Source organism: Pseudomonas sp. IPO3774 (assembly GCF_013386835.1).
Taxonomy (GTDB): Bacteria; Pseudomonadota; Gammaproteobacteria; order Pseudomonadales; family Pseudomonadaceae; genus Aquipseudomonas.
Window position 1 is genome coordinate 86,590 of sequence record NZ_JACAQY010000029.1, and the last position, 26,766, is coordinate 113,355.

The window sequence follows — 26,766 nt, forward strand, 5'->3', positions numbered from 1 at the left end:
CGTGAAATTCAGCCTGCCCAAAATCGCTACCGCCCCGTTCTGCCCGCCGGAAGTCGCCGGCTCCATCGTCGTTGATCCCCGTGCCTCGTTTTTCAAACGTGCGCTGATGTTTGCCGGCCCTGGCTTGCTGATTTCCATCGGCTATATGGACCCGGGCAACTGGGCCACCGCCATCGAGGCCGGTTCGCGCTACGGCTACAACCTGTTGTTCGTGGTGCTGCTGGCGAGCCTGGCGGGGATGGCGGTGCAGTGCCTGTGCTCACGGCTGGGTATCGCCACCGGCAAGGACCTGGCGCAACTGAGCCGCGAGCGCTACAGCCGGCGCTCGTCGTTCGTGCAGTGGATCCTTGCGGAAATCTCGATCATCGCCACCGACCTCGCCGAAGTCCTCGGCTGCGCCCTGGCGTTTCACCTGTTGCTGGGCGTGTCACTGACCACCGGGATTGTCATCACTGCCTTCGATACCTTGCTGATCCTGGCCCTGCAAAATCGAGGCTTCCGCCGGCTGGAAGCGATCATGCTGGCACTGGTGGCGACTATCGGCGTGTGTTTCTTCATCGAGCTGGTGCTGATCAAGCCTTACTGGCCCGACGTGTTTCGTGGTTTCACCCCGTCGTTGTCCGCCATCAGTGATGCCGCACCGTTGTACCTGGCCATTGGCATACTGGGGGCCACGGTGATGCCCCATAACCTCTACCTGCACAGCTCCATCGTGCAAACCCGGCTGGTCGGCAAGGACCTGGCCAGCCGCCAGGACGCGGTGAAATTGGCGCGTATCGATACCATCGGTTCCCTGTCCCTGGCACTGCTGGTCAACGCGGCAATCCTGATACTGGCCGCCGCTGCGTTCCACCAGACCGGCCACACTGATGTGGTGGAAATCCAGGACGCCTATCACTTGCTCGACCCGCTGGTGGGTGGCGCGTTCGCCAGCGTGCTGTTCGGTGTTGCGCTGTTGGCTTCGGGCCAGAGCTCCACGTTCACCGGCACCATTGCCGGGCAAGTGATCATGGAAGGCTACCTCAACCTGCGCATTCCCTGCTGGCAGCGACGCCTGATCACCCGTGGCCTGGCGCTGATCCCGGCGTTCCTCGGGGTGTGGCTGATGGGGGATGATGCCATCGGCAAGCTGCTGATCCTCAGCCAGGTGGTGTTGAGCCTGCAGTTGCCGTTTGCGTTGTTTCCGCTGATCCGCATGACGGGTGACAAGCGCCTGATGGGGCCGTTCGTCAACAGCTTGCCTACGCGGCTGCTGGCCTGGAGCTTGTTTGTGGTGATCAGCGGGGCGAATGCCTGGCTGATCGGGCAGTGGTTGTTTTGAGCGAAGTGAATTAAGTCAAAACGGCCAATGATGTGTATTTCGCCACCATCGGGTCGGCTGTCACTAACTTCATCGGCTCAATGATAGCCGTTGCAATGATGAGCCGATCAAACGGGTCCCTGTGATGGTGTTCAAGGTCCTTGACCGCGATGGCGTGCTCCGAGGTGATGGGCAGTTCCACGTAGCCGCTTTCCAGGCAGTATTCGCGAATTTCGTCCAGGTTTACGTTGAGCTTCCCGAGCCCGACCTTTATCGCCAGCTCCCAGAATGTGGCGGCACTGACGTAAATTTCAGCCGCGTTCTCGATCAGCTTTCTGGCCTTCGCTGGCAGTTTTGGATCATCGCTCAGGGCCCAAAGCAGGATGTGGGTATCCAGCAGTATTCTCATGGGTGGTTTCCCTCAAACGCATCCAGCATGTCGTCTGGCAATGGCGCATCGAAGTCATCCGGCACCACCAGTTTGCCCTTCATTGCGCCAATTCGCCGGCCTGTCGGTTTCCCGACAGGAACAAGGCGAGCCATCGCGCGCCCATGCTTGGCTATGGTGATGATTTGGCCGGCGGCGGCATCATCGACCAGTTTTGATAAATTATTTTTTGCTTCACCCAACGGTACGGTAATCATTTGGTCTTCTCGAGGTTTTGGCCAAATATAGCCAAAATTTCGTAAGCAGGCAAAGATCAACCGACTGCTGGCGGAGGGTGATTTTTGCGGGGACGATTGCAGGTTTCCGAACGGGTAATGACTGGCATCCATGACGTCTCTCCTGAAGGAATTCCTCGAAGTCTGCCCGAGTGCAAGCGGTTTTTGACCCGTGTTGTGGAAAATCAGATCGGACTTACTTGAAGGGGGATTTTTCCCGACAGTGCGGGCCGAATAGTTTCCCACAGTTGCTCAACGGTCCCAGTAAGGCACTGCCCCAAAACACTCGACGAAGTAATCAATCACGGTCCGCACCTTCAACGACAGCCGCCGGCTACCCGGCCACAGCGCAGCAATCTGTTGCGGCTCCAGGGTCGTCGCCACTTCATAGTCGCTGAGCACCGCCTGCAGCGTGCCGGCGCGCAGGCCTTCACCGATCAACCATGACGGGAACACCACCAGCCCCAGGCCTTGTTCGGCAGCGTGGGTCAGGGTGTCGGCGTGGTTGCCGGTGATCGGGCCCTTGACGCTGTAGGACGTCCAGTCGCCCTGGTCCCGGCGGAAGAACCAGCGCTGCTGGCCGGTGACGCCCTTGTAGGCCAGGCACTGGTGGTTCACCAGTTCGTCCGGATGCCGGGGCGTACCGAAACGCTCCAGATAGCCGGGGCTGGCAGCGAGACGAAAGCGCTGGGGGGCGAAGATTCGCGCCTGCATGCCGGAATCGTTCAGCACACCGATGCGAAACAGCAGGTCTGTGCCGTCTTGCAACGGGTCGACGTAGGTGTCGGTTTGCTGGATATCCAGTTGCAGCTTCGGGTAACGCCGACACAGCTCCCCAAGCCACGGCGAGAGGTGGCGTTGGCCAAACACCATCGGCGCATTGATGCGCACCAGGCCGCTGGGTTCGCTTTCCTGTTCCTGCAACGCCTGGCCGGCGGCTTCCAGTTGCTCCAGCATCAATCGCGCATGCCGGCCCAGCAGGCGACCGGCTTCGGTAGGGCTGACCGCACGGGTATGGCGGTACAGCAACTGTTGGCCCAGGGCCTGCTCCATCAACTGGATCTGCCGGGAAATGGAGGAGGGCGCCAGGCCTTCGCGGCGTGCGACTTCGGAAAAGCTGCCGTAGTCCAGTACCGCGACAAACAGGCGAAGCGCCTTGAAGCTCAGTTCGTTCAAACCCTGCATCATCACTCCATGTTGTGCGTATTGCGCAAAGGTGTTGTCGGCATGCTCCCATTTATCGCACAGCAGTGCCACCGGATAATACGCGCCATTGTTCCTCTCTCTAACGCGCAGGTGATGTATGCAGGCTTCTTCAATGGCGGGTGTGGCTCAGGCCCGGCCCAAGACATTTCTTCGGTTGCTGTTGCTGCCGCTGGTAATTTTCGCGGGCATGGGTTTGTCGGTGGAGGCCGGGTTGCTGGGCCCGCTGGGTGTGCAGGTCGGGCATTTGTGGGCGACCTTGAGCATTTTCGGCGTCGGCTCGGCGATCCTGTTCCTGCTGTTGCTGTTCAGCGGCCCGCAAAAGGGTCCGGCGTTGACCGACCTGCCGCGCTGGCAATTGATCGGTGGCTTCCTGGGGCCGATGTACGTGGTGGTGCTGACCCTGGCGACCCCGCATATCGGGATCGCGATGACCATGATTGCGATCTTGTCGGGCCAGGTGGGCAAGAGCGTGCTGATCGACCACTTCGGCTGGTTTGGCACTGCCCGCAAGCGGGTCAACGTGGAGCGCTGGATTGCATTGGCGTTGATCGTGGTTGCACTTGTTCTGATTGCGCGAGGTTAAGGCGATGAACCTGATTCTGTTGTTGGTATTGGTAGTGGCCGCCGGCGCGGTATTGAGTGTGCAGGCCGCCATCAATGGCCGCCTCGGTCAGGCGGTGGGCGTATTGCGCAGCAGCCTGCTGACCTTTGTCGTGGGCGCGATCAGTACCGGGTTGCTGATTCTGTTCTTTGAGCCCGCCCACGCGGTCAGCCTGCTGGACGTGCCGAAGTGGCAACTGACCGGGGCGTTGTTCGGGGTGGTGTACATGATGGTGATGGTCGGCGCGGTCCCGATTGTCGGCACGGCAGTGGCGACGGTGGCGGTGATTGTCGGGCAGTTGGGCATGGGCATGTTGATCGATAACTTCGGCTGGCTCGGCAACCCGGCGATCGAACTGTCCGGCAGCCGCATCGTGGCGATGCTGTGCCTCGCGCTGGCCCTGGTGTTCATGTACCGCAGCAACGCTCGTCGGGCTGACTGACGGGCCTTTGAACCTTGAATCGTTGCCTATAGTCATTGCTTGAGGTGCCGGCGTTCGCCGCACTTGGACGACCACGAAAAAGGAGTCTGACCATGCAAGATATGCAAGAAAAAAAATGCGCCTGCCAGGACTGCAACTGCCAGCTGGGGGAAACTGCGGTGATGAAGGATGGCAAGGGCTATTGCTGCCAAGGCTGCGCCGAGCATCATGCCCATGGCGAGCCTTGTGCTTCGGCGACCGGGTGCGAATGCACCAAGTCCGCCCACGGCTAACGCGGCGACCTGTAGGAGCGAGCTTGCTCGCGAAAAAACTGAGAGCGGCGCGGGGCACCAGATGCCCCGCGTTATCGTTAACGACCTTCGCGAGCAAGCTCGCTCCTACTGTTTCACGCGCTGGGGCGCGCATCCGAGCGGCGCCATTGCACGTTTTCGATGCCGAATTTCTCGGCCTGGGGCTGGCTCGTCTTCTTCACCTGCTCACGGGCAAAGCGCCCGATGCGGCCTACGCCGGCGTCGCAGCTCGCCCAATGCCAGGCTTCGGCGTTGTCGAGTTTTTCCAGGCGGATGATGAATGACTTGGGCTGGCCATGCAGCGTGTAGTCGATCACGAAAAGTTTTGCGTTAGTCATGGATCCGTAAACCCTCCTTGTGTCTTTAAGTGACCCTGCGCAGGTGGTAAAAATTCACTCGGATCATCCGGTTCACGTCTTATCATGGCGCTCCATACTTGAACGATGTGTCTTCCATGGCCCTTGCCGCGCCTCCCGACCTCAGTGATCACGCCGTCCCCGTGCAACCCTTGGCGCGCACCTATCCGCGTGGGTTGTATGTCGAGCCCCATCAACACGATTGGGGCCAGTTGCTGTATGCCATGAGCGGCGTGATGTGGGTCGAGACACCCCGGGAAGCGCTGGTGGTGCCGCCCCAGCGCGCGGTGTGGCTGCCGCCGGGGGTCGAGCATGGGATTCGCGTGGTGTCGGACTTGCAGATGCGCAATATTTACCTGCGCCCGGCGCTGGCAGCGACCCTGGACAGCCAGGTGCAAGTGATCGAGGTCGGCGGGCTGCTGCGCGAACTGATCGTGGCGCTGGTGGAGCAGGGCGACAAGGGGGACCAGGCCTACTACGAGGCCGTGGTCGGCCTGGCCCTGCTGGAATTGCAACGGGCCCGGCGCTCGCCGATCCGCATTGCCTTGCCCGTGGGCGCCGACCGACGCCTGACCAGCGCCTGCCAGGCGGTGATGGCGTCACCGTCCCTGGACATTCCCTTTGAACAGCACGCCGAAGCCGCCGGCGCCAGCGTACGCACCCTGGCCCGGCTGTTCCAGAACAGCCTGGGCATGGGCTTTGCCGAGTGGCGCCGCCAGGTGCAGTTGGCCACCGCCGTGGCCGAGTTGATCCAGGGCCAGTCGGTCAGCGCGATCGCCCGTTCCCTGGGTTATTCGCCGAGCAGTTTCAGCGACATGTTTCGCCGTGAACTGGGGATGGCGCCGTCGCAGTATCCCGTCTGAGGCTTGGCCGAAATCCTGAAGCACTTGGCCGATGCTTCGGTTTCAGCCCCCCTACACTGACCGCATCAACCCTTGCTGCGGAGTGTTCCATGAATTACCTGATTTCCTTGGCCATCGGCCTGTTGGTCGGCGTGATTTACGGTGCCCTGGACTTTCGCTCGCCTGCGCCTCCTGCCATCGCCCTGATCGGGCTGATGGGCATGCTGATGGGCGAGAAGCTCTGGCCCATGGGCCGGCAAATGGTCAGCGCCTGGTTCTCCTGAAACCCTTTTTAACCTCGATGGATATTGGTCATGAAAGCACTGCAATTTTCCGCCACCGGCGATCTCGCTGCCCTTGCTTACGTTGATGTCGCCACGCCGGTGCCGGCGGCCGGTGAAGTCCTGGTGCAGATCAAGGCTGCCGGGCTGAACCCCAGCGACGTGAAGAACGTGCTCGGGCGTTTCCCCTACACCACGTTGCCACGCATTCCCGGCCGTGATTTTGCCGGGGTGGTGGTGGAAGGTCCGCAGGAACTCGTTGGCCAGGAAGTCTGGGGCACCGGTCGCGACCTGGGTTTTTTCGCCGACGGTTCCCACGCCCAGTACCTCACCGTGTCGGCCAAGGGCGTGGCGCACAAGCCCAGCCATCTGAGCTTTGCCCAGGCCGCCAGTCTCGGCGTACCGTACACCACGGCGTGGGATGCCCTTGAGCGCAGCGGTGTAACCAAAGGCACGCGCTTGCTGGTGATTGGTGCCAATGGGGCTGTAGGCAGTGCGGCACTGGCCCTGGCGAAGATTCGTGGGGCCCAGGTGCTCGGGGCCGTGCGTCGGCCGGAACAGGTCGAGGCCTTGCGCGAGCAGGGTTTCGAGGGCTTGTTACTGGGCCAGCCGGAAGCGCTGGGAGGGCAGGTTAATGCGCTGTTCGGTACGGGCGCCGATGTGATCTTTGACACCACCGGCTTCTGGTTGCCGGCAGCGGTGGCGGCGCTGGCGCCTTTTGGCCGTATCGCGATCATCGCCGCGCCGGTGGACGGGCACGTGCAACTGCCGGCCCTGGCGTTGTATCGCAAGGGTGGTTCGGTGGTGGGGATCAATTCGCTGCTCTACAACTGCGAGCAATGCGCCGTGATGCTGGAGCAGTTCGGGCGGTTCTTCGATGAGGACTTGTTGCCGCTGCCGACCGGTTTGCGGGAAGTGTCGCTGGCCGACGGTGTGAAGTGCTTTGAGCAAGTGAACCAGGGCAGTGCCGACAAGATTATCTTCCTGCCCTGACCCGCTTATTGTGGGCGCGGGCTTGTGTGGGAACGGGCTTGTGTGGGAGCGGGCTTGCTCGCGAATACGGTGTGTCAGCCAATACATTCGGCACTGATCCACCGCTTTCGCGAGCAAGCCCGCTCCCACATTTGATCTTTGTTCAGGCTTCGGGAACGCCTTTTTCCCACGCCGACCAGTTCTTCAGAATTGCCTGCACCAGCGGATTACCGGTGCGATACAGGTTCTCCAGCGCCGGCACAAATCCGCCCTGGTCCGCATACTTCAGCAGGTTGTCCACTTCGCTGTAGCCCGGGTACGGCCGATCAAAGTCGGAACCGGCCCGCACCACCGCCAGGCGATTGATATCCACCAACCCTTCACGGCTGGCCCGCAGCAACGCTTCATAGGTGGAGTTGTCTTCCTGCTGGGTGGTGCAGTACACGCCTTTATTGTCCGTCAGCAATTTGGTCCAGACCTCGGCGCGCTCACTCAGGCGCGTCCCGGAGAACCAGGTATTGCCCGCCAGGGTGTCGCACCGGGTGACCTGGGGCGGCTGATTGGCAGGCGCGTACGGATAGTGTTTGCGCCAGGCCGTGGACTCCTTGCTTTCACTGAGCTCGACTTTTTGCGACAGCGCAAACGCCTTGGCTTGCAGCTTGGGATTGAGCTCGAACACTTCGGTCTTGTAGTCCAGCGGCGGCTTCTCGTTCGGCCCCTTGGTATTGATGCCGATATAGCCGGTCGGCCAGTCCTTCGGCGCGTCCCGTGAATCCAGTTCCCATTGGGTTCCGAATTCCACCAGGTAATGGGCCCACGCGGCGGTGCCGATGGTGCCATGGTGCGGGTTGATCCCGGCGATCCCGGCGATCAGGAAGTAGCTCTGGCGCAGGTCGAACTTGGGCGACAACGCCAGCGCCAGGGTCGAGGCGGCAGCGTTGGTCTGGCCCATGCCGGTCACCAGCAGGCACACGTCCTGGGTGTTGCAGCGGATCACTGGATACTCGGCCGACAAGCCTGGCACGCGAACTTCCTGCTTGAGTTCCAGGCGGTCGATCCAGTTCTGCGCTTCGGGGGCGAACATGGTGATCAGCATCACCTTGGGCTTGATCGGGGCCGGGGCATCAGCCAGCACGACATGCGGCAACAGCGCCCCGGCGGCCAGGCCGATGGCGATTGAAAGGCGGGTAAAGGTCTTCATCTACTGCTCCTTGTTCACACTCAGAATTGATAGCCCACACCGGCGTAGTAACCCCAGCCGTTGGAGCGAGCGCGGAAATTGCCGTCGCCAAAGTTCAGCTCGCTGCCGTCTTCCCAGTTGCCGCCGTTGTGGAAGTAACGGCCTACCAGGGTGAAACGCAGGTGAGTGAACGAATACAACAGCACGTTTGTTGCAACCAGGGAGTTGGCAGTGCGCGCGGGGTTGTCTTTGTGCAGATCCGAGCCGAAATCGTAGTTGGTGAAGCCGATATAGGTCAGCGACGCACCATTGTCGAAGCTGCCGATGGGCACGATGTATTTCATCTGCGCACGGTAGCCGTCCCATGAGTATTCGTTGCTGGCGCCGTAGTTTTCCCACTGGTAACGGCCATAGAAGTTGGCCGACAGGTTGACCCGCGAGTGGGTCTCGATGTCGGTGCCCAGGCCGCTGTACAAGGTGTTGGCACGGTTGTCCTTGTTGCTGCCGTGGTCGTAGATCCAGTCAAACGCCACATACCATTCCTTGAACGGGCCGATGGCCAGGCTGCGACCAGCCAGGTAGTCGATGGAGATGCGCGGTTCGTGCTCCATGAACACCGGCGAGCCGTGGTCCCACGCGCCTTTGTCGTTGCTGTTGCCGATCCCGAAGATCTTCGGGATGTCGACGTAGCCATACAGTTCGAACGGGCCCTTGCGGCCGAAGTATTCGTACTCCAGGTACACGTCATCGGCGGGTTTGGGGCCGAAGCTGATGTCTTTGCTGCCGATCACCGTCAGGTCCTGGTTGAACCAGTCCGACAGGTACACGCCTTTTTTCGACGGGCTGGCTTCCGGGGCCAGGGCTTCGCCCTGTGCTGAGTCATCGGTGGGTTTTTCCTGCGCCAAAATGGGTCCGCTGAGTACTCCCGTAACGGCAGCCAGTAGCAGGGAAACAGCAAAAGGGGTAGCCGACGCGGATCGTCTGGAAGTGGGTTGCATTGAAAATCCCTGTTCGTACGCGGTTGGGGCCCGATTCTTCGGGTTGAGGTGAACCTGGTTGCCAAGTTCGTTCCGCAAACGTTTGCACAGGTTGTACCAATTTGTGTCAATTGCATGAAGGAATTGAGAAAAGTGGGAAATAGTCGGCCTTTTGGTCAGAAATGCGCCTTGGTAAACGGCAGCGCCTGATCGCCATTGCGGTTAAACAGGTACATCGCGGTTTCCCGGCGATATTCGCTGGGCGTCTGGTTCATCTCGATGCGAAAGTGCCGGTTGAAGTTGGAGAGGTTGGCGTAGCCCACTTCAAAGCAGATATCGGCCACTGACATCTCGCTTTGCAGCAACAGGCGGCAGGCGCGCTGCACCCGGAACTTGCGCATCAGGTCGATAAAGCCGTGGCCGGTGACGCGCTTGAAAAAACGCGAGAAGCCCGGTTCGCTCATGTCCAGCCGTTGGGCGATCACCGACAGCCGCAGGTCGCCGGTCAATTCCGTCATCAGGTATTCGAAGGCCTTGTGGATACGCTCCGAGCTGCGGGCATCCAGGCTTGGCGTGTAGCAGGCACTGGCCAGGCAATGGGCTTCCCCGGAGGGTGCCTGCCCCAAGGTATGCAGTAACTGGATGAACAGAATCAGGCGCGCCAGGCCCTCGGCGGGGCCGATGGACTCCAGCAGGTGCGCAGCCTTCAGGGCGGTTTCACCGGTGAATTCCAGGCCGCGCCGGGCCCGGTCAAACAGGCCTTGCAGGTCGCCCAGCTCAGGCAGCGTGGTGCGCAGGGCCAGCAATGCGGCGCCATCGAACTGCAACACCACATCGCGCCCCGTCAGGTACTCGCCGGGGGCCAGGTCGCCGATCCAGTCGTGGGGCAGGTCGGGGCCGATCAGTGCGACATGGCCGGCGCCAAACGCACCGATATAGTCGCCCGCCACGAGCTTGCCGCTGCCCTGGCGGATCAGGTGGATTTCAAATTCGGGGTGATGGTTCCAGCGGGCCAGCTCGAACGGATAGTCATGTTCGTACCAGCGAAAGCCATGCTCGGGCTCGGCCAGAATCACTTCCAGCTCGGCGGGGCGCTGCTCGAAAAGGGCGGATCGGCTTGCAGGCATGGGCTTGGCCCTTCTGGGCTTTTTGGAATGGCACCAAAATACGCCCTTTGTTCAAGTAGCCGCTACCCCGGGTTTTGCCCGCCACTGATACTTTTTTGATCTTGGCGATGCGGTTAAAAAAGTATCAGCCGGGCATCCGCCAGTCGTTTGTCCGGCGTTGGGCAAGCTGCTGTAATCGGGCCGTCAACAACAAAAACAATAAGTGGAAACCGCCATGCTCAAGATTCCGAAAGCGCTGTTCCTGCTCTCCGGCCTCACGCTCGCGATGGCCGCACATGCTGCCGAAACCGTGACCATCGCCACGGTCAACAACAGCGACATGATCCGCATGCAGCGCCTGTCCAAGGTGTTCGAACAGCAGCACCCCGAGGTGAAACTCAATTGGGTGGTGCTCGAAGAAAACGTCCTGCGCCAACGCCTCACCACCGACATCGCGACCCAGGGCGGCCAATTCGACGTACTGACCATCGGCACCTATGAAACCCCGCTGTGGGGTGCCAAACACTGGCTGGAGCCGATCACGCCGCTGCCCGCCGACTACGACGTGGAAGACATCTTCCCCGCGGTACGCCAGGGCCTGTCGGTGAACAACACCCTCTACGCGTTGCCGTTCTATGGCGAAAGCACCGTCACCTATTACCGCACCGACCTGTTCAAGCAGGCCGGCCTGGCGATGCCCGAGCATCCGACCTGGACCCAGCTGGGGGAGTTCGCCGCCAAGCTCAACCAGCCCGCCAAGGACCAATACGGCATGTGCCTGCGGGGCAAGGCCGGCTGGGGTGAAAACATCGCGTTGCTGAGCACCATGGCCAACGCCTTTGGTGCACGCTGGTTCGACGAACAATGGAAACCCGAGCTGACCAGTCCCGAGTGGACGGCGGCGGCGAACTTCTACGTCAACACCCTGAAAAACTATGGCCCGCCGGGCGTCTCCAGCAACGGTTTCAACGAAACCCTGGCGCTGTTCAACAGCGGCAAATGCGCGATCTGGGTCGACGCCAGCGTTGCCGGCTCGTTCACCACCGATAAAACCCAAAGCAAAGTCGCCGACAGCGTGGGTTTTGCCGCCGCACCCACCGAGGTCACCGACAAGGGTTCGTCGTGGCTGTACGCCTGGTCCCTGGCAATCCCGGCCACCTCCAAGCACAAGGACGCCGCCAGAGCCTTTATCACCTGGGCCACCTCCAAGGAATACATCCAGCTGGTAGCGGATAAGGACGGCATCACCAACGTACCGCCGGGCACGCGCCAGTCCACCTACAACGCGGCGTACCTGGCCGCAGCGCCGTTCGCCAAGGTGACCTTGCAGATGATGCAACACGCCGACCCCGCGCACCCGTCGGCCAAACCCGTGCCGTACGTGGGCATCCAATACGTGACGATCCCCGAGTTCCAGGCCATCGGCACCTCGGTGGGTAAGCTGTTTTCGGCAGCGCTCACCGGCGGCATGACGGTCGACAAGGCACTGGCCGAGGCGCAGTCCACCACCGAGCGTGAAATGAAACGCGCCGGCTACCCGAAATAATCACCTCAGGGACACTGCATTGATGAAACGACTGGAAGGTAAAAGTGCGCTGGTCACCGGCAGCGCGCGGGGCATTGGCCGGGCGTTTGCCCAGGCCTACATCAACGAAGGCGCGACCGTCGCCATCGCCGACATCAACCTGGAGCGGGCGCGGGCCACCGCCACGGAGCTGGGCCCGAAGGCCTACGCGGTGGCGATGGATGTCACCGACCAGGCGTCCATCGATGCCGCGATTGCCGCCGTGGTGGCGCAGGCCGGCAAGCTCGACATTCTGATCAACAACGCCGCCTTGTTCGACCTGGCGCCCATCACCGACATCACCCGCGAGAGCTTCGACCGGCTGTTCTCGATCAACGTCGCCGGTACGTTGTTCACCTTGCAGGCGGCGGCCCGGCAGATGATCAAGCAGGGGCATGGCGGCAAGATCATCAACATGGCCAGCCAGGCCGGGCGCCGGGGTGAGCCTCTGGTGGCGGTGTACTGCGCGACCAAGGCGGCGGTGATCAGCCTCACGCAATCGGCGGGGCTGAATCTGATCAAGCAGGGCATCAACGTGAACGCCATCGCGCCGGGAGTGGTGGACGGCGAGCATTGGGACGGGGTGGACGCGATGTTTGCCAAGCACGAAGGGCTGCCGTTGGGCGAGAAGAAAAAGCGCGTAGGAGCAGAGGTACCGTTTGGGCGGATGGGGACTGCCGAGGATTTGACCGGAATGGCGGTTTTCCTCGCGTCCAAAGAAGCCGACTACGTGGTTGCCCAGACCTACAACGTCGACGGCGGCAACTGGATGAATTGAGCGGGACGCAGCTCCTCGAACCATCGCAGATCAAAAACTGTGGGAGCGGGCTTGCTCGCGAAAGCGGTGTATCAGTCAATCTATCCGGCGACTGACACTCCGCATTCGCGAGCAAGCCCGCTCCCACAGTTGATCTTCATTGCCCCGGGAAGGGGGCTTGGTCTTATTCGGCAAAGCTGCGATCAAAGAAGTACACTGCCCCAGGCTTCAGATTCTCCACTGTCGCCTGCGGCCGTCCGCCCTCGCCATGCTTCTTGCGCCCCGTCTCCCGCAAAAAACCGGCCTCGGTCAACTTCAGCAACCGCTGGCGAATACTGGTCTTCAGCACCGGCCGCGCCAATACCAGCGAAAAGATCGTAGTCGCCTCCGGCGCACTGAACTCATTGCCCAAAAACATCAATGGCAAGCTGCTGTATAGCGACTTGGAAAACAGCCTTTCCTGTACCGCTGCCACAATCGCGTTGTGATCGAAGGGCAGCTTGACCCCGCCAGTCGCCACGGCATCAACAGAGCACCACTTTTGATGCCCCCCCAGCTCCACCTCATCAGCCACGATCGCCAGGTAATAGGTCGACGACGACCAGCAGCGCGGATCGCGAAACGCATCGCCCACCGTCCCCACTTGCTCATACCAGGCCAGCGGCAACCCAACCTTGTCACTGGCCCGCAACCGCTCCACGGCATCCTGCAGGCTCAGATCTTGCACGCCGCCATTCACCACTACACCGGGCAAGGCCCAGTGCCCGGCGAAGGGCTCGGCGTCGCGCTGGTTGAGCAATATCTTCAGTTCCCCGGATGCACGGCAATAGAACAGCACGCACAAGTCCACGGTGTGCAGGTAGGCGCTAAGGGTTGGGGCGTGGTCTGGCATGTCGGGTCCTGTTGGCAGCGGTGGGGCACAGTCTAACGGATCAAACGGGTGTGTCGTGTACTTGATCCAGCATAGATAACAAAATGTTTCTTGCTATGAAAGTACATGACGTGTACTTTTATATCCAGGCCACAGGAGAACACGACCATGACCGTCTCTAAGAACGCTATCGCCTCATTCGACGTTGACGCCCAGAAGAGCTTCACACCGCTGTGCCCCAACGAATTGCCGGTCGCTGGCGGTGACCAGATCGGCGCCGAGCTCAATTACATGGCCAGCCTCGCCGCGCGCCGTGTCGGCAGCAAGGACGCCCATACCCCGCACGCGCCCTGGGTGGTGCAACAGCACAGCGAGATGCTGCAACCCACCGGGCTGGTACATGCCGATGTCACCTGGGTCGCCCACTGTGTGCCCGGCACTGAAGGTTTCACCCTGTTGGACGAATTGCCCACGCCTTATGACTACGACTACTTCATCTGGAAGGGCGTCGAACCCGACCTGCATCCCTACGGCGCCTGCTACCACGACCTCCACGACAAACTCTCCACCGGCGTTATCGAATACCTCAATGCCCAAGGCATCCAGCGTGTGATTGTCGGCGGCCTGGCCCTGGACTACTGCGTCAAGACCACCGCCTTGCAACTGCTCAAGGCCGGTTTCGAGGTGATCCTGCACCTGCCGGCATGCCGTGGCATCAGCGAGGAGGGCGGTGTGCAGGCGGTCAGCCATTTGCAACAAGCAGGCGTTGTAATTACCCGCAATCGGGAAGAACTGGCCGCGATGGCCGCGCGTTAAGGAGTACCTCATGGAAAGTGCATACGACTACGAAAACGCTGTGATCCAGGGCCTGCTGGACACCGACTACTACACCTTCACCATGATGCAGGCCGTGTTGCACCAGCACCCGAATGTCGATGTGGAATACCAGTTCATCGTCCGCTCCAGAGAGAAACTGGGGCACCTGATTCCCGAGCTGCGGGTGGAGCTGGAAAAACTCGCCGGCCTCAGCATGCGCGAAGGCGAGCTGCGCTTTCTGTTCAACCAGCGCCGTGAGTACTTGACCCCGGATTTCGAGCGCTTCCTGGGGCTGTTCCGCTTCAACCTGCGCTATATCCACGTCAGTGAAATCGACGGCCAACTGAACGTCCGCGTGGTCGGCCCGATGCTGCACTGCATCATGTTCGAACAGCCGGTATTGGCCCTGGTCAGCGAGCTGCGCAACCGCGACAAATACCCCGACGTCAGCCTCGAAGACGTCACCCGCAAGCTCTACCAGAAATTCGACTGGCTGGAGAAAAACCTCACCCGCGACGAACTGGCCGACCTGCGTGTCTCGGACTTCTCCACCCGCCGGCGGTTGTCGTTCAAGGCCCAGCGTGAAGTGGTCGACATCATGCGCCGCGACTTTCCCGGCCAGTTCATCGGCACCAGCAATGCGCACCTGGCCTACGAATTCGACCTGCCGCTGATCGGCACCATGGCCCACCAGTGGCTGATGGTGCACCAGCAACTGGGGCGGCTGCGGGAAAGCCAGAATGCGGCGCTGGAAAACTGGGTGCGCGAATACCGTGGGCGCTTGGGTATCGCCCTGACCGACTGCATCAGCACCGACTTTTTCCTCAAGGATTTCGACCTGTACTTTGCCAAGCTGTACGACGGTTTGCGCCAGGACTCCGGTGACCCGATCGTCTGGGCCGACAAGGTGTTGGCCCGCTACAAGGAGCTGGGCATCGACCCGATGACCAAGGACCTGATGTTCTCCGATGGCCTGAATTTCGAGAAATGCCTGCCGATCCTGCAGCACGTGCGGGGCAAGGCCAAGTTCGGCTTTGGCATGGGCACCAGCCTGGCCTGTGATGTCGACGGAGTAGAGCCGCTGAGCATCGTGATGAAACTGGTGCGGGTGCACGGCGAGCCGGTGGTGAAATTCTCCGATGACCCGATCAAGAACGTCTGCGAAGACGCCTCGTTCCTGCAGTATGCGGCGCAGGTGTTCAACGTCGGCAACGTCAATCCGCAACTGGGGGTGTGACATGGACACTCAGGCACGTATCGCACAAGAACTGAAGATCAACCGGCTGCTCGGCAAGGGGGGCGAGGGAGCTGAGCTGCAACGGCGCATCGACTTCATCAAGGGCACCTTGCGCCAGTCCGGCTGCCATGCGCTGGTGCTGGGCATCAGCGGCGGTGTCGACTCACTGACCGCCGGGCGCCTGTGCCAACTGGCAGTGGAACAACTGCGCAACGAAGGCTACGAGGCGCGGTTTATTGCCATGCGCCTGCCCTATAAAACCCAGGCGGACGAGCGCGACGCCCAGGCTTCCCTGGATTTTATCGCACCGGACCGTATCGAGACGCTGAACATCGCCGCCTGCGTCGACGGGCTGATGGGCAGCCTGTCTGCCGCGCAAGCCAGCGCTGAACGCATCGACTTTATCAAGGGCAACGTCAAGGCCCGGGCGCGGATGATGGCGCAGTACGCCGTGGCGAACCTGCACAACGGCCTGGTGGTGGGCACCGACCATGGCGCGGAGGCGCTGATGGGGTTTTTCACCAAGTTCGGTGACGGCGCCTGCGACCTGGCGCCGCTCTCAGGGCTGACCAAGACCCAGGTGCGCCTGCTGGCCAGCGCCCTTGGCGGGCCACGGCAGTTGGTGGCCAAGGCACCGACTGCCGACCTGGAAGAACTGGCACCGGGCAAGCCGGATGAGTTGGCGTATGGCTGCAGCTACGACGAGATCGACCGCTACCTGATGGGCGAGGCAGTGAGTGAGCGGGTGAGGGCGATTGTCGAGAGCGCCTACCTCAAGACCGCCCACAAGCGAGCATTACCGGCTGTTCCCGACTAGGGTTTCCTGCTCCTTCCCGGCACTGTTGACGTTGACCGTACGCGCCACACTCACGCGGTCACCGTCAAACTCGCACACCACCCGATCGCGAAACGCGGTTTGCGGGTAGATCCAGGTCATCTCCAGCGTCCTGGTATCCAGCCAGCGCGCGCCGGCAACGATCTGCGCATCCTTGAACTCATAACCGTGGTGTAACGCCCGGCCCGGCATGTTGGTGGTGCCGGCGATCCAGTGATCAATCCCCACCTCTAGGGCATGAGTCGCCTTGCTGTCGGTCAGTTGGAAGCGCAGTACATTGCCTTCGACGGCGAACGCCAATTGCTGCACATCCAGCCCGTTGGGCTCTACCTGATACACGCCCGTGAAATCTCTCGGCCCTGCACACGCTGAAAGCAACTCAGGCCGCTGTGCCATGCTCGCCAGACGCTGCTCCAACCGTGCATCCGCTTCGGGTTTGATCGTGCAATCATCGCCAAACGCCGCCGGAAAATGCCGCTCGACAAACGGAATCAGCTCCGCCGAATTCTTCATCCCGCCGATCACCACCAGCGTTGCACCGTACTCGCGGAACACCATCGCCATCTGCACAAACACCCCGACAGCGCTGAAGGCGTGTGCCGGTTTCATCATCCAGTGATAACCGTAGCGGCTGTCCGGCCCGCCTTGTGGTCGGGTGGCCGCTGCAACCCAGGCCGCCGGTAGAACCTGCTTGCCATGCCACACGCCGCCTTGTGCATGCAGCACACCCAGCTTGAGCATGGCCGAGGTCGGCGCCTTCAAGCCATTGCCGCCGGGATTCACGCCATCGGGGCCGATGTCCCAGCTTTCATTATGGATCTCCAGCGGTACAAACAGCCGGGGCTTGAGGTACGCGTGCAAGGTTTGCCCGGTGACCTTGTTGATCAGCGCCGAGAGCATGTAGCTGGCCGCACTCGTATAGACGTAGGTGGTGCCCGGTGCATAAGCCAGCGGAATCTTGAAGAACTCGGCAATCCAGCTGGTCTCGATACCCCGCCACACTGAACCCGAGGTATTGGTGGCGTGGCCGGTGCGCATGGTCAGCAGGTGTTCTACGGTCATGTCCGCCAGGCGCGGGTCGGCATCCATCGGCACACACTCCGCAAAGAACGCCACCAGCCGGTCATCCAGTTTCAGCAAGCCTTCATCCACGGCCAGGCCAATGGCGCAGGCGGTGAAGCTCTTGGCCACCGAGTGCAATACCCGCGGCTCGTTGGGGTCCACCGGCCAGCTCCAGCCTTCGGCGACCACGTGGCCGTGGCGGTGCAGCATCAGGCCTTGCAGGTCGAGGCCGGCCGCTTTCACTTCATCGAGAAAGGCAATCAGGTGCTCGGGATCAACGCCGACGCTGCTGGCGCTGGCGCGGGACAAACCATCGTAGGACATGGGCATAAACAGGCTCGTAGGGGGAGGGAAATCAACGGCTGCGGTGCACTAGCCGCGAATAGGAAATCAGCATGCTGGTCAGTTCCTGGCTGACGCTGGTGAGCGGCGATGAACGGCGGCTGATCAGGCATACATCGCGGGTCGCCAGCGGTTCTTCGATGGCGATGGTGGTCAGGGCACTGGAGAACAGCTTCATCCCCGGCAGCATGCGCGGTTCGATGGTCAGGTAATCGGTTTCCGATACGATGTGCAGGGTTTCCAGCAACGAATCAGTGGTGATCGCAATCTTTGGCGGCGCCAGGCCCTGGGTACGGAACAGCTCGATCAAGCGGTTCTCCGCGCCGCCCACTACGCCGGCCGGGCGTACGCTGATCCACTGGCAGTCGGTGAGGGCTTGCACGGATTTTGCGTGGGCCTGCGGGTGGCCCTTGCGCGCAATGATGCCGGCGTTTGAGCTGTAGAGGCGGTCGATGGCCAGGTCGATATCGGCCACGTTGGGCGCCAGCGGGCACAAGACGAAATCCAGGCGGCCATCGCGGACTTTTTCCACCAGGCCCTTGGTGGTGCCGCTGGCCACGTGCACCTGCATGCGCGGGAAGCGCTGGGTGAAGTTGCTCAGTACCGGCAGCAGCAATTCGGCCAAGGGTTCGGAGGTGACGCCCAGGGCGATATGGCCTTCGGGCTCGCCCTTCCAGGGTTGCAGGTCGAGCAGGGCACGTTCGCAGTCGAGAGTGATGGAACGGGCACGGGCCAGGAACACCTCGCCGGCCGGGGTCAGGTTGATGCCTTGGTTGGAGCGTTGCAGCAGCACCACCCCGAGTTCCTTTTCGAGGGTCTGGATTGACTGGGTCAATGTGCTTTGGGCCACATCCAACTGGCGTGCGGCCGAGCGGAAGCTGCCTTTTTCAACCACGGAGCAGAACGCGCGAAGATGGGTGAGGGTCATGACGGTGGGCTCGCTCAGTGCTGCATTTAAACCATTGAATGCCAGCCAGCTTATCTGATGACTATAGGTGAGCACAGATCGGTCTGGATGATCGCGATCATTATTTCTGATCAGGAAAACCCCATCTTTTCCAGCTCAAGGCCCTGATTTCTCGGTACGGTAAGGCCAGGGCAACCCACGGACGGTTGATGATCGGATAAACCGAGCCCGATCACTCGGAGCGTTCTTCTCAAGTTGATCGGGTGGCGAATAAGATCGTTCCAGGAACATTCGCAAACCGTAATCAGCGACTAAAACAACAACAACTATTCAGGTGTTCGGCCGTGCCTCTTTTTGGGTCCTGCCAGCGTCCGAACCCAAGCGTAAGGATCATTCAAGGTGCATTTATCATGAACAAGACTTTATTCCTGGCTGGCGCCTTGTCCGCCGCGCTGGTGGGCACTGCCCACGCCGAGAATCTATTGAAAGTCGCGTTGAACGCCGACATTCGCAGCACCGAGCCAGGCGTCAACCGTGACACCAATTCCGACGCCGTCATCTTGCACATTACCGAAGGACTGGTGGCCTTCCGTGAAGATGCCACCGTCGGCCCGCTGCTGGCCAAAGACGTGCAGGTGTCCGACGACGGCCTGCGCTACACCTTCCACCTGCGCAACGGGGTCAAGTTCCAGAACGGTGCGCCACTGACCTCCGCCGAAGTGCTGTGGACCTGGAAACACTACCTCGACCCGAAAACCCAATGGCGCTGCGCCCCTGAATTCGACGGCCATGGCGGCGCGAAAATCGTCGACATGAGCGCCCCGGACCCACTCACCGTGGTGTTTACCCTGGACAAGCCCAACGGCCTGTTCCTCACCAGCACCGCGCTGCCGGAATGCGGTGGCAGCGGCATCCTGCACCCCGACTCGGTGGTCGACGGCCAGTGGAAAGCCCCCATCGGCACCGGCCCGTTCCGCCTGGGCGAGTGGAAGCCCGGCCAATACATCGACCTGCTGCGCAACGCCAACTACACCCCGCGGGACGAGAAAGAGCCGGATGGCTACACCGGCAATAAAACCACGACCCTCGACCGCGTGCGCCTGCTGGTGATCCCGGACCCGGCGGCGGCCAAGGCGGCCTTGCTGTCGAAGAACGTCGACCTGCTGATTGACGTCACGCCGCTGGACGCCACCGAACTGGCTGCCAACCCCGGCATCAAGGTCACCTCCAGCGGCACCATGTCAGTCAACGCGTTGCTGTTCCAGACCCGCGACCCCTTGCTCAAAGATGTGCGCCTGCGCCAGGCCATCGCCCATTCGCTGGACTCCGCACAAATCGTCGCCGCCCTGACCGGTGGCCGTTCCCAGGCCAACAATTCGATGGTCGCCAGTGGCAGCCACTACCACCAGGCAATCGAGAACCAGGGCTTCGATTTCGACCCGGCCAAGACCGCCCAACTGCTGCGGGAAGCTGGCTATAAAGGCCAGCCAATCAAACTGATCGTCAACAAGCGCTACGCCGCGATCTTCGACATGGGCGTGTTCGTGCAAGCCATGGCCAAGGCCAGCGGCATCAACCTGGAACTGGAAACCCTGGAGTGGGGCACCCAGCTGGAGCGCTACCAGACCGGCAACTACCAGATGATGGCGTTCCCGTATTCCGAACGCCTTGACCCGGCCCTGAGTTTCGACTCGATGACCGGCGACAAGGACAAGGAAGCGCGCAAGGTCTGGGACAACCCCCAGGCCCAGGAATGGCTGCGTGAAGCCCAGCGCGAAGGCGATATCAGCAAGCGCCAGGCGCTGTTCGACCAACTGCATCAGCAGATGCTCAAGGACGTGCCGATGATCCCGATGTACAACGGCAACGCCATCGCCGCCAGCCGTGATTACGTCAAAGGCCTGCGCACCTGGCCGGTGTCCAAGCCGCGCCTGTGGACCGTCAGCGTGCCTGCGACCGGGAGTAACTGAGGATGTTGCGTTTCATCTTTCAACGGCTGGCGATGTCGATCCCGACCTTGCTGCTGATCTCGCTGATGGTGTTCGCGATCATCCGCCTGGTGCCCGGTGATCCGGCGCTGCTGATGCTCGGCGACATGGCCGATGCCCACAGCCTGGAGGTCGCCCGTGCGTCCCTGGGCCTGGACCAGCCGCTGCCGCTGCAGTTTGTGATCTGGCTCAAGGCGGTGCTCAGCGGCGACCTCGGGCATTCCATCACCACCAATGAAGCGGTGTTGCCGCTGATCCTTGACCGCTTCCAGGTGAGTGCCGGGATCGTGCTGGTCTCGGTGTTGCTCGCGGCGTTGATTGCGGTACCGGCGGGCTTGCTCTCGGCGTGGAAACAGAACAGTTCCCTGGACTTTGGCGTGGTCTCCACCGCGACCCTGTTGCTGTCGATCCCGAGTTTCTGGCTGGGCCTGCTGTTGCTCTACGCGTTCGGCATCAAGCTCGGCTGGCTGCCGGTGGTGGGTTACGTGTCGTTCGGCCAATCGCCGTGGCAGGCCTTGAGTTTTATCGTGCTGCCGATTGTCACGCTGACGTTGGTGGAACTCGGCGCGATCACCCGCATGGCCCGGGCCAGTGCAATTGAAGTGCTGCGCCTGGAATACATCACCCATGCCCGCGCCAAGGGTTTGTCGGAGCGGGCGGTGTTGTGGCGCCATGCGCTGCGCAACTCGTTTGCACCGACCCTGACCCTGATCGGCCTGATCCTCGGCAACCTGCTCAGCGGCATCGCGGTGCTCGAAACCGTGTTCACCCTGCCAGGTATCGGCCGGCTGATGGTCGACGCCATCTACGCCCGGGACTACCCCGTGCTGCAAGGCTGCCTGCTGCTGGTGACCTTTGTTTATGTGCTGGTCAACCTGTTGGTGGACCTGCTGTACCCGCTCTTCGACCCCAGGGTTAAGTTATGAATAAGCCTCTACCTGTCGCACCCGAGGTGCTGTTGCCGGCACCGGCGCGTGCCCCCAGGGCCTGGCGTGTGCCGCCGCTGAACGCGCTGATCGGTGCGCTGCTGCTGGCCTTGTTGTTGATCATGGCCTTGCTGGGCCTGGTCTGGACGCCCCATGACCCGTTGGCCTTGAACCTGCTGGCGCGCTTGCAGGCGCCCACCGCCGCGCACTGGCTGGGCACTGACGAGTACGGTCGCGACGTGCTGAGCCGCCTGATGATCGGCGCGCACACCAGCCTGTGGGTGAGTGTGTTGACGGTGACGCTGGCGATCACCGCCGGCACGGTACTGGGCCTGCTGGCCGGGTTCCTGCGGGGCTGGGTCGACCGGGGCTTGATGATGGTCAACGATGCGTTGCTGGCGTTTCCCGGGATCCTGCTGGCCCTGGGCTTGATGGCGATCATCGGCCCGAGCCTGTACGGCATCGTGTTTGCCTTGAGCCTGGCCTACACACCGTCGGTGGTGCGGGTGGTGCGCGGCACGGTGTTGTCGTTGCGCGAGAAAGAGTTTGTCGAAGCCTCGCGGGTGATCGGTAACTCCGAGCTGTACACCATGCTGCGGCACATCGCGCCGAACTGCGTGGCGCCGGTGTGCGTGCTGGCCACCAGTATGTTCGGCTGGGCGATCCTGGCGGAAAGCTCCCTGAGTTTCCTCGGCCTGGGCGTCCCGCCGCCGGCCGCCACCTGGGGCAACATGCTCGCCGCCAGCCGGCCGTATATCGCCACGGCCAGCTGGCTGGGGCTGTTTCCCGGTGTCTGCATCGCCATGGCGTTGCTGGCGTTCAACCTGTGCGGCGATGCCTTGCGCGATCGTCTCGACCCGCGGATGAGTAAATGACCATGACTGACATCCTTCTGGCAGTCGACCAGCTGAAAATCCGCGTGGGGGCCAACGGCCCGCTGGCGGTCAATGACCTGAGCTTCACCATCGCCCCCGGCGAAATCGTGGCGCTGGTGGGCGAGTCCGGCAGCGGCAAAACCATGGCCGCCCGCGCCGCCATCGGCCTGTTGCCACCGCCGCTTGCACAATGCAGCGGCCAGGTGCGTTTCCAGGGCCATGACCTGGGCAGCCTTGCGCCGGAGCAATTGCGCCAGTTGCGCGGGGCGAAGATCGGCATGGTGTTCCAGGAACCCATGGTGTCCCTCAACCCGTCCATGAGCATCGGCGAGCAAATGGCCGAGGGCCTGCGCCTGCACACCAGGCTGAGCGATGCGCAGATCCGCGAGCGCAGCCTGGAGATGCTCGGGCATATCGGCATCAAGGACGCCGAGCGTTGCCTGGCGGCGTTTCCCCACGAGTTCTCCGGCGGCATGCGCCAGCGCATCATGCTCGCCTCGGTGATGCTGCTGCGCCCGGCCTTGCTGATTGCCGACGAGCCCACCACGGCCCTGGATTGCCTGGCGCAACTGGACGTGTTGAAACTGATGCTCGACCTTACCCGCGAGCAGGGCACGGCGATCCTGTTTATCAGCCACGACCTGTCGCTGGTGGCGCGCTACGCCGACAAAGTGGTGGTGATGCGCGAAGGCCGCGCGGTGGAGCAGGGCACCATCGAGCAGATCCTGCTGGCGCCCAAGGCCGAGTACACCCGGCAACTGCTCGAGGCCCTGCCGCGGCGCGGCACCCTGGCAGCCTTGCCCAAGGCGGACCGGCCGTTGCTGACGGTCAAGGACGTGTGCATCGAGCACCCGGGGCCGCGCAGCCTGTGGGGCCGCAGCCAGTTCAAGCGGGTGGTGCATTCGGCAAATCTGTCCATCGCCCCGGGGGAAACCCTGGCGCTGGTGGGCGGCAGCGGCTCGGGCAAGACCACCCTCGGCCGGGCGATTGTCGGCCTGAACAGCCCGTGTTCCGGTGCCATCGAGTTTGAGGGCGTGGACATTCTCAAGGCTGGCAACCGTGACCATCGCCTGCAATGCCAGATGATTTTCCAGGACCCGTATTCGTCCCTCGACCCGCGCATGAAGATTGGCGACATCCTCGCCGAACCCCTGCGCCATGTGCCCGGCATGACGCCCGCGCAGCGTCGTGAGCGGGTGGCGAAAACCCTGGTGGACATCGGCCTGGCGGAACAGTTTGTCGACCGCTTCCCGCACCAGTTGTCCGGTGGCCAGCGTCAACGGGTGGCCATTGGCCGGGCGCTGGTGCGGCACCCGCGACTGGTGATTGCCGATGAGCCGATCTCGGCGTTGGACATGACCATCCAGAAGCAGATCCTCGAGCTGTTCGAACGCCTGCAGGCGCAGTACGGCTTTGCCTGCCTGTTCATCTCCCACGACCTGGCGGCGGTGGAACGCATCGCCCACCGGGTGGCGGTGATGAGCGAGGGCAGGGTGGTGGAAATGGGTGCCCGCGACGAGATCTTCGACCGCCCGCAGCACCCCTACACCCGCAAGCTGCTGGCCGCCGCCAGCCCCTTGGAGAAACTTGAAAACGGTGGCTACCGCATCCGCCAGGGCCCCGTACCGCTAGCGCTGTAACCCAGGACTGACGTCACCCGCCGCGCAAATCGCCGATTTGCGCGAACGGCGAAGCCATGCCCGATGAACAATAAAAACACCAACCCCCACCCCACTGCCAGGAGCTAAAAAAATGAAAAAATCCCTGACTCAACTCATCACCGGCGTCGGCGTTGTCAGCAGCGGGCTGGTCCCGTCACTGGCCCATGCAGACTTCATCAAGGACAGCAGCGGTACGCTGGACTTGAAGAACTACTACTTCAACCGTGACTACCGCGAGGCCGCTTCCCAGTCGATGCGCGCCGAGTGGGCCCAAGGTTTTATCCTCGGTATCAAGTCCGGTTTCACCGAAGGCACCGTGGGCTTCGGCCTGGACCTGACCGGCATGCTGGGGGTGAAACTCGACTCCAGCCCGGGGCTGTCCGGTACCGGTTTGCTGCAGCGTGACAGCGACAAGAATGTCTCCGACGAGTACTCCAAGCTTGGGGTGACCGCCAAGGCCCGCTTCGCCAAAAGCGAGCTGCGTGTGGGCTACCTGGTGCCGGACCTTCCGATCCTGCAACCCAACACCAGCCGTCTGTTTCCGCAGTCCTTCAGCGGCACCCAGCTGGTGTCCAACGACATCAGCAACCTGAAAATCACCCTCGGGCAGATCGACCAGGCCAAGGACCGTGACTCCACCAACTACGAAGACATGAAGCTGACCACGGTGAGCAAGGTCTACAAGAGCACCGCCCTGAGCGACCAGTTCCGCTTTGCCGGTGGCGACTACTCGCTGACCCCAAACACCTTGCTCAGCTACCACTTCGCGGCGCTGGACAGCATCTACCAGCAGCAATACGTGGGCTTCAAGAACAACTTCGGCCTGGGGCCGGGCACGCTGAAAACCGACGTGCGCTACTTCAAGTCGGACAAGGACGGCGCGGGCCTGGCGGGCAAGGTCGACAACAGCGCCTTGAGCAGCCGCCTGACCTACCAGTACGGCGGGCACAGCATCGGCGGCGGCTTCCAGCAGCAATACGGCACCACGCCGTTTACCTACCTGGACGGCTCCATCACCTACCTGTTCACCGAGTACCAGTTCAGCAACTTCACCCAAACCAGGGAGCGAGCCTGGCACGCCCGCTACGACTACAACTTCGCCGATCTCGGCTTGCCCGGCCTGTTGTTTGGGATCAAGTACGCCAAGGGTGATTCGGCTGAAGTGCTCGGCTTCAACCGCGAAGGCCGCGAGTGGGAGCGCGACCTGGACCTGGGCTACGTGGTGCAGAACGGGCCCTTCAAGGGCGTGTCGATGCGCTGGCGCAATGCGCTGAGCAAAGGCAACTACTTCAACGACGTTAACGAGAACCGCGTGATGCTGGGTTACACCCTGGCGCTCTGGTAACCACCCACTGTGGGAGCGGGCTTGCCCGCGATGGCGGTGGGTCAGTCACGGAATAGGCTGGCTGACCCACCGCCATCGCAGGCAAGCCAGCTCCCACACTGATCGGATTACCAGATCAAGATAGTGTGGGCCGCCCTTACAGACGATCACGCCGGCTCGTTAATATTTCTTCAGCGTTCATCACTCGAATATCGAGATTTCCGGTTTATGAAACTTAAATCACACCCCTTGCTGCAAGCGACACCAGGTACCCACAGGCACGTGGACAGTGAGCATTACGGTGCAATGGGTGCAAGTCGAAAAATCTATATCCAGGCGGCGCTGCATGCCGACGAAACCCCAGCGCTGCTGGTGGCCGCGCACCTGCGCCGGCAATTGGTAGAACTGGAAAATGCCAACCGGCTGAATGCGCAAATCGTGCTGGTGGCCGTGGCCAACCCCACCGGGCTGAGCCAATACATCATGGGCGCGCCCAGCGGGCGTTTCGAACTGGGCAGCGGGCGTAATTACAACCGGGGCTTTCCGGTGCCGTACCAGGCAATCGCCGACAGGATCGAGCACCTGCTGGGCCAGGACATCGACGCCAACCGCCAACTGATCCGCCAGGCCTGGGGCGAATGTCTGCTGGACGCGGCGCCGCTGGACGAATTCCAGTCGCTGCAACGCACCCTGATGCTGCTGGCCCACGATGCCGACATCGTGCTGGACCTGCACTGCTCCCGCGAAGCGGCGATGCATGTGTACACCGGCGAGGCAGTGTGGGCGACCGTGGAGCCGCTGGCGCGCTACATCGGCTCTGAAGCCTCGTTGCTGGCCACCGATTCCCAGGCCAACTCGTTCGATGAGGCGCTGTACCTGCTGTGGGTCAACCTGCGTGAGCGGTTTGGCGATCGGTTTCCGATTCCGGACAGCAGCGTGGCGGTGACCGTCGAGCATCGTGGCCAGCGGGATGTGTCCTATGAACTGGCAGAACATGACGCCACGGCGATCATTGATTACCTGACCCACCTGGGCGCGGTTGAAGGCGCGCCACGGCCTTTGCCAGCCCTGCGTAACCCGGCGACGCCGTTGGCCGGCAGCGAACAGTTTTATGCGCCGTGCGCCGGGGTGCTGGTACACCGGGCGGCGGTGGGCAGTCGCATCGAGGCCGGGCAGGCGTTGTTCGATATCGTTGATCCCCACAGTGGGCAGGCCACCACGGTTTGCAGCCACAACACCGGCGTGTTGTACATGCGCCGTGACGTGCGCTTTGTGAAGCCGGGCGACCCGCTGGGCCGGGTGTCCGGTGCCACGCCGATTCGCAGCGGCAAGCTACTCAGCGCCTGATTTGCCAGCTATGGAATACGGTCAAAATGTGGGAGCGG

General features: G+C 62.0%; 28 protein-coding genes. 18 read left to right on the forward strand and 10 right to left on the reverse strand.

Annotated features, from left to right (window positions below; genetic code table 11):
- Position 1 precedes the first annotated feature (1 nt).
- Positions 2-1,321, forward strand: coding sequence for an Nramp family divalent metal transporter (locus HYE77_RS17220; RefSeq protein WP_087694160.1), 1,320 nt, complete (start codon positions 2-4; stop codon positions 1,319-1,321).
- A gap of 10 nt (positions 1,322-1,331) precedes the next feature.
- Here the strand turns inward: HYE77_RS17220 and HYE77_RS17225 are convergent, their stop codons facing one another.
- The 3 genes from HYE77_RS17225 to HYE77_RS17235 form a co-directional block, all read right to left on the reverse strand.
- Positions 1,332-1,709: a type II toxin-antitoxin system VapC family toxin gene (locus tag HYE77_RS17225; RefSeq protein ID WP_003208092.1), complete on the reverse strand. Its 378-nt coding sequence runs from the start codon at positions 1,707-1,709 to the stop codon at positions 1,332-1,334.
- Positions 1,706-2,077 (reverse strand): type II toxin-antitoxin system Phd/YefM family antitoxin, encoded by a 372-nt coding sequence (locus HYE77_RS32600; RefSeq protein ID WP_003208094.1) that lies wholly within the window; start codon positions 2,075-2,077, stop codon positions 1,706-1,708. Before HYE77_RS32600 ends, HYE77_RS17225 begins: the two co-directional genes overlap by 4 nt.
- Before the next feature lie 138 nt (positions 2,078-2,215).
- Complete coding sequence (locus HYE77_RS17235) at positions 2,216-3,148, reverse strand: LysR family transcriptional regulator (protein ID WP_102604793.1); 933 nt, start codon at positions 3,146-3,148, stop codon at positions 2,216-2,218.
- Positions 3,149-3,266: 118 nt separating this feature from the next.
- Between HYE77_RS17235 and HYE77_RS17240 the strand changes: the two genes are divergently transcribed.
- From HYE77_RS17240 to HYE77_RS17250, 3 genes are all read left to right on the forward strand, one after another.
- Positions 3,267-3,752: a DMT family transporter gene (locus HYE77_RS17240; protein ID WP_026078275.1), complete on the forward strand. Its 486-nt coding sequence runs from the start codon at positions 3,267-3,269 to the stop codon at positions 3,750-3,752.
- 4 nt (positions 3,753-3,756) lie between these two features.
- Positions 3,757-4,212 (forward strand): DMT family transporter, encoded by a 456-nt coding sequence (locus HYE77_RS17245; RefSeq protein ID WP_003208100.1) that lies wholly within the window; start codon positions 3,757-3,759, stop codon positions 4,210-4,212.
- A gap of 101 nt (positions 4,213-4,313) precedes the next feature.
- Positions 4,314-4,484 carry a metallothionein gene (locus HYE77_RS17250; protein ID WP_043224890.1) on the forward strand — a complete coding sequence of 57 codons (171 nt, stop codon included), beginning with the start codon at positions 4,314-4,316 and terminating at the stop codon, positions 4,482-4,484.
- Positions 4,485-4,597: 113 nt separating this feature from the next.
- Here HYE77_RS17250 and HYE77_RS17255 read toward each other — a convergent pair whose 3' ends face one another.
- Entirely contained in the window at positions 4,598-4,840 is a 243-nt protein-coding gene (locus HYE77_RS17255) for a DUF6555 family protein (RefSeq protein ID WP_003208104.1), read from the reverse strand.
- Positions 4,841-4,956: 116 nt separating this feature from the next.
- Between HYE77_RS17255 and HYE77_RS17260 the strand changes: the two genes are divergently transcribed.
- From HYE77_RS17260 to HYE77_RS17270, 3 genes are all read left to right on the forward strand, one after another.
- On the forward strand, positions 4,957-5,721 hold the full coding sequence (locus HYE77_RS17260) for a helix-turn-helix domain-containing protein (protein ID WP_102369315.1): 765 nt from the start codon (positions 4,957-4,959) through the stop codon (positions 5,719-5,721).
- 89 nt (positions 5,722-5,810) lie between these two features.
- On the forward strand, positions 5,811-5,984 hold the full coding sequence (locus tag HYE77_RS17265) for a DUF1427 family protein (RefSeq protein WP_003208108.1): 174 nt from the start codon (positions 5,811-5,813) through the stop codon (positions 5,982-5,984).
- Between the two features lie 30 nt (positions 5,985-6,014).
- Positions 6,015-6,974: a zinc-binding alcohol dehydrogenase family protein gene (locus HYE77_RS17270; protein WP_177022769.1), complete on the forward strand. Its 960-nt coding sequence runs from the start codon at positions 6,015-6,017 to the stop codon at positions 6,972-6,974.
- Positions 6,975-7,116: 142 nt separating this feature from the next.
- Here HYE77_RS17270 and HYE77_RS17275 read toward each other — a convergent pair whose 3' ends face one another.
- From HYE77_RS17275 to HYE77_RS17285, 3 genes are all read right to left on the reverse strand, one after another.
- Positions 7,117-8,154 (reverse strand): purine nucleoside permease, encoded by a 1,038-nt coding sequence (locus tag HYE77_RS17275; RefSeq protein WP_008437067.1) that lies wholly within the window; start codon positions 8,152-8,154, stop codon positions 7,117-7,119.
- Between the two features lie 20 nt (positions 8,155-8,174).
- Entirely contained in the window at positions 8,175-9,131 is a 957-nt protein-coding gene (locus HYE77_RS17280; RefSeq protein ID WP_032899590.1) for a nucleoside-specific channel-forming protein Tsx, read from the reverse strand.
- A gap of 155 nt (positions 9,132-9,286) precedes the next feature.
- Positions 9,287-10,237, reverse strand: coding sequence for an AraC family transcriptional regulator (locus tag HYE77_RS17285; protein ID WP_087694157.1), 951 nt, complete (start codon positions 10,235-10,237; stop codon positions 9,287-9,289).
- A 214-nt stretch (positions 10,238-10,451) separates the two neighbouring features.
- Between HYE77_RS17285 and HYE77_RS17290 the strand changes: the two genes are divergently transcribed.
- Both HYE77_RS17290 and HYE77_RS17295 read left to right on the forward strand, forming a co-directional pair.
- Positions 10,452-11,762, forward strand: coding sequence for a sugar ABC transporter substrate-binding protein (locus HYE77_RS17290; protein WP_177069038.1), 1,311 nt, complete (start codon positions 10,452-10,454; stop codon positions 11,760-11,762).
- Between the two features lie 22 nt (positions 11,763-11,784).
- Positions 11,785-12,558 carry an L-iditol 2-dehydrogenase gene (locus HYE77_RS17295; RefSeq protein ID WP_003208119.1) on the forward strand — a complete coding sequence of 258 codons (774 nt, stop codon included), beginning with the start codon at positions 11,785-11,787 and terminating at the stop codon, positions 12,556-12,558.
- Between the two features lie 163 nt (positions 12,559-12,721).
- Here the strand turns inward: HYE77_RS17295 and HYE77_RS17300 are convergent, their stop codons facing one another.
- Entirely contained in the window at positions 12,722-13,429 is a 708-nt protein-coding gene (locus HYE77_RS17300) for an NUDIX hydrolase (RefSeq protein WP_008437074.1), read from the reverse strand.
- Between the two features lie 147 nt (positions 13,430-13,576).
- Between HYE77_RS17300 and HYE77_RS17305 the strand changes: the two genes are divergently transcribed.
- The 3 genes from HYE77_RS17305 to nadE are packed head-to-tail and all read left to right on the forward strand — an operon-like array spanning position 13,577 to position 16,278.
- Positions 13,577-14,224 carry a nicotinamidase gene (locus HYE77_RS17305; RefSeq protein ID WP_003208124.1) on the forward strand — a complete coding sequence of 216 codons (648 nt, stop codon included), beginning with the start codon at positions 13,577-13,579 and terminating at the stop codon, positions 14,222-14,224.
- Positions 14,225-14,234: 10 nt separating this feature from the next.
- Positions 14,235-15,461, forward strand: coding sequence for a nicotinate phosphoribosyltransferase (gene pncB / locus HYE77_RS17310; RefSeq protein ID WP_177069039.1), 1,227 nt, complete (start codon positions 14,235-14,237; stop codon positions 15,459-15,461).
- A gap of 1 nt (position 15,462) precedes the next feature.
- Positions 15,463-16,278 (forward strand): ammonia-dependent NAD(+) synthetase, encoded by an 816-nt coding sequence (gene nadE / locus HYE77_RS17315; RefSeq protein ID WP_087694155.1) that lies wholly within the window; start codon positions 15,463-15,465, stop codon positions 16,276-16,278.
- Here the strand turns inward: nadE and HYE77_RS17320 are convergent.
- Together HYE77_RS17320 and HYE77_RS17325 are read right to left on the reverse strand one after the other, a co-directional pair.
- Positions 16,258-17,688: a serine hydrolase gene (locus HYE77_RS17320; RefSeq protein WP_177069040.1), complete on the reverse strand. Its 1,431-nt coding sequence runs from the start codon at positions 17,686-17,688 to the stop codon at positions 16,258-16,260. The two genes, nadE and HYE77_RS17320, sit on opposite strands and share 21 nt — an antisense overlap.
- Positions 17,689-17,713: 25 nt before the next feature.
- Positions 17,714-18,628, reverse strand: coding sequence for a LysR substrate-binding domain-containing protein (locus tag HYE77_RS17325; RefSeq protein ID WP_003208132.1), 915 nt, complete (start codon positions 18,626-18,628; stop codon positions 17,714-17,716).
- A 389-nt stretch (positions 18,629-19,017) separates the two neighbouring features.
- Between HYE77_RS17325 and HYE77_RS17330 the strand changes: the two genes are divergently transcribed.
- The 6 genes from HYE77_RS17330 (at position 19,018) to HYE77_RS17355 (ending at position 26,728) form a co-directional block, all read left to right on the forward strand.
- Positions 19,018-20,577 (forward strand): ABC transporter substrate-binding protein, encoded by a 1,560-nt coding sequence (locus HYE77_RS17330; RefSeq protein WP_003208134.1) that lies wholly within the window; start codon positions 19,018-19,020, stop codon positions 20,575-20,577.
- A gap of 2 nt (positions 20,578-20,579) precedes the next feature.
- Complete coding sequence (locus HYE77_RS17335; RefSeq protein WP_003208135.1) at positions 20,580-21,521, forward strand: ABC transporter permease; 942 nt, start codon at positions 20,580-20,582, stop codon at positions 21,519-21,521.
- Entirely contained in the window at positions 21,518-22,396 is an 879-nt protein-coding gene (locus HYE77_RS17340) for an ABC transporter permease (protein ID WP_168197512.1), read from the forward strand. The genes HYE77_RS17335 and HYE77_RS17340 overlap by 4 nt, the downstream gene beginning before the upstream one ends.
- A complete protein-coding gene (locus HYE77_RS17345) occupies positions 22,393-24,036 on the forward strand; it encodes an ABC transporter ATP-binding protein (RefSeq protein WP_177041696.1) in 1,644 nt (547 codons plus the stop codon). Before HYE77_RS17340 ends, HYE77_RS17345 begins: the two co-directional genes overlap by 4 nt.
- Positions 24,037-24,148: 112 nt before the next feature.
- Positions 24,149-25,402 carry an OprD family porin gene (locus HYE77_RS17350; RefSeq protein ID WP_008437109.1) on the forward strand — a complete coding sequence of 418 codons (1,254 nt, stop codon included), beginning with the start codon at positions 24,149-24,151 and terminating at the stop codon, positions 25,400-25,402.
- A gap of 207 nt (positions 25,403-25,609) precedes the next feature.
- Positions 25,610-26,728 carry a succinylglutamate desuccinylase/aspartoacylase family protein gene (locus HYE77_RS17355; protein WP_177069041.1) on the forward strand — a complete coding sequence of 373 codons (1,119 nt, stop codon included), beginning with the start codon at positions 25,610-25,612 and terminating at the stop codon, positions 26,726-26,728.
- The last annotated feature ends 38 nt before the right edge of the window (positions 26,729-26,766 follow it).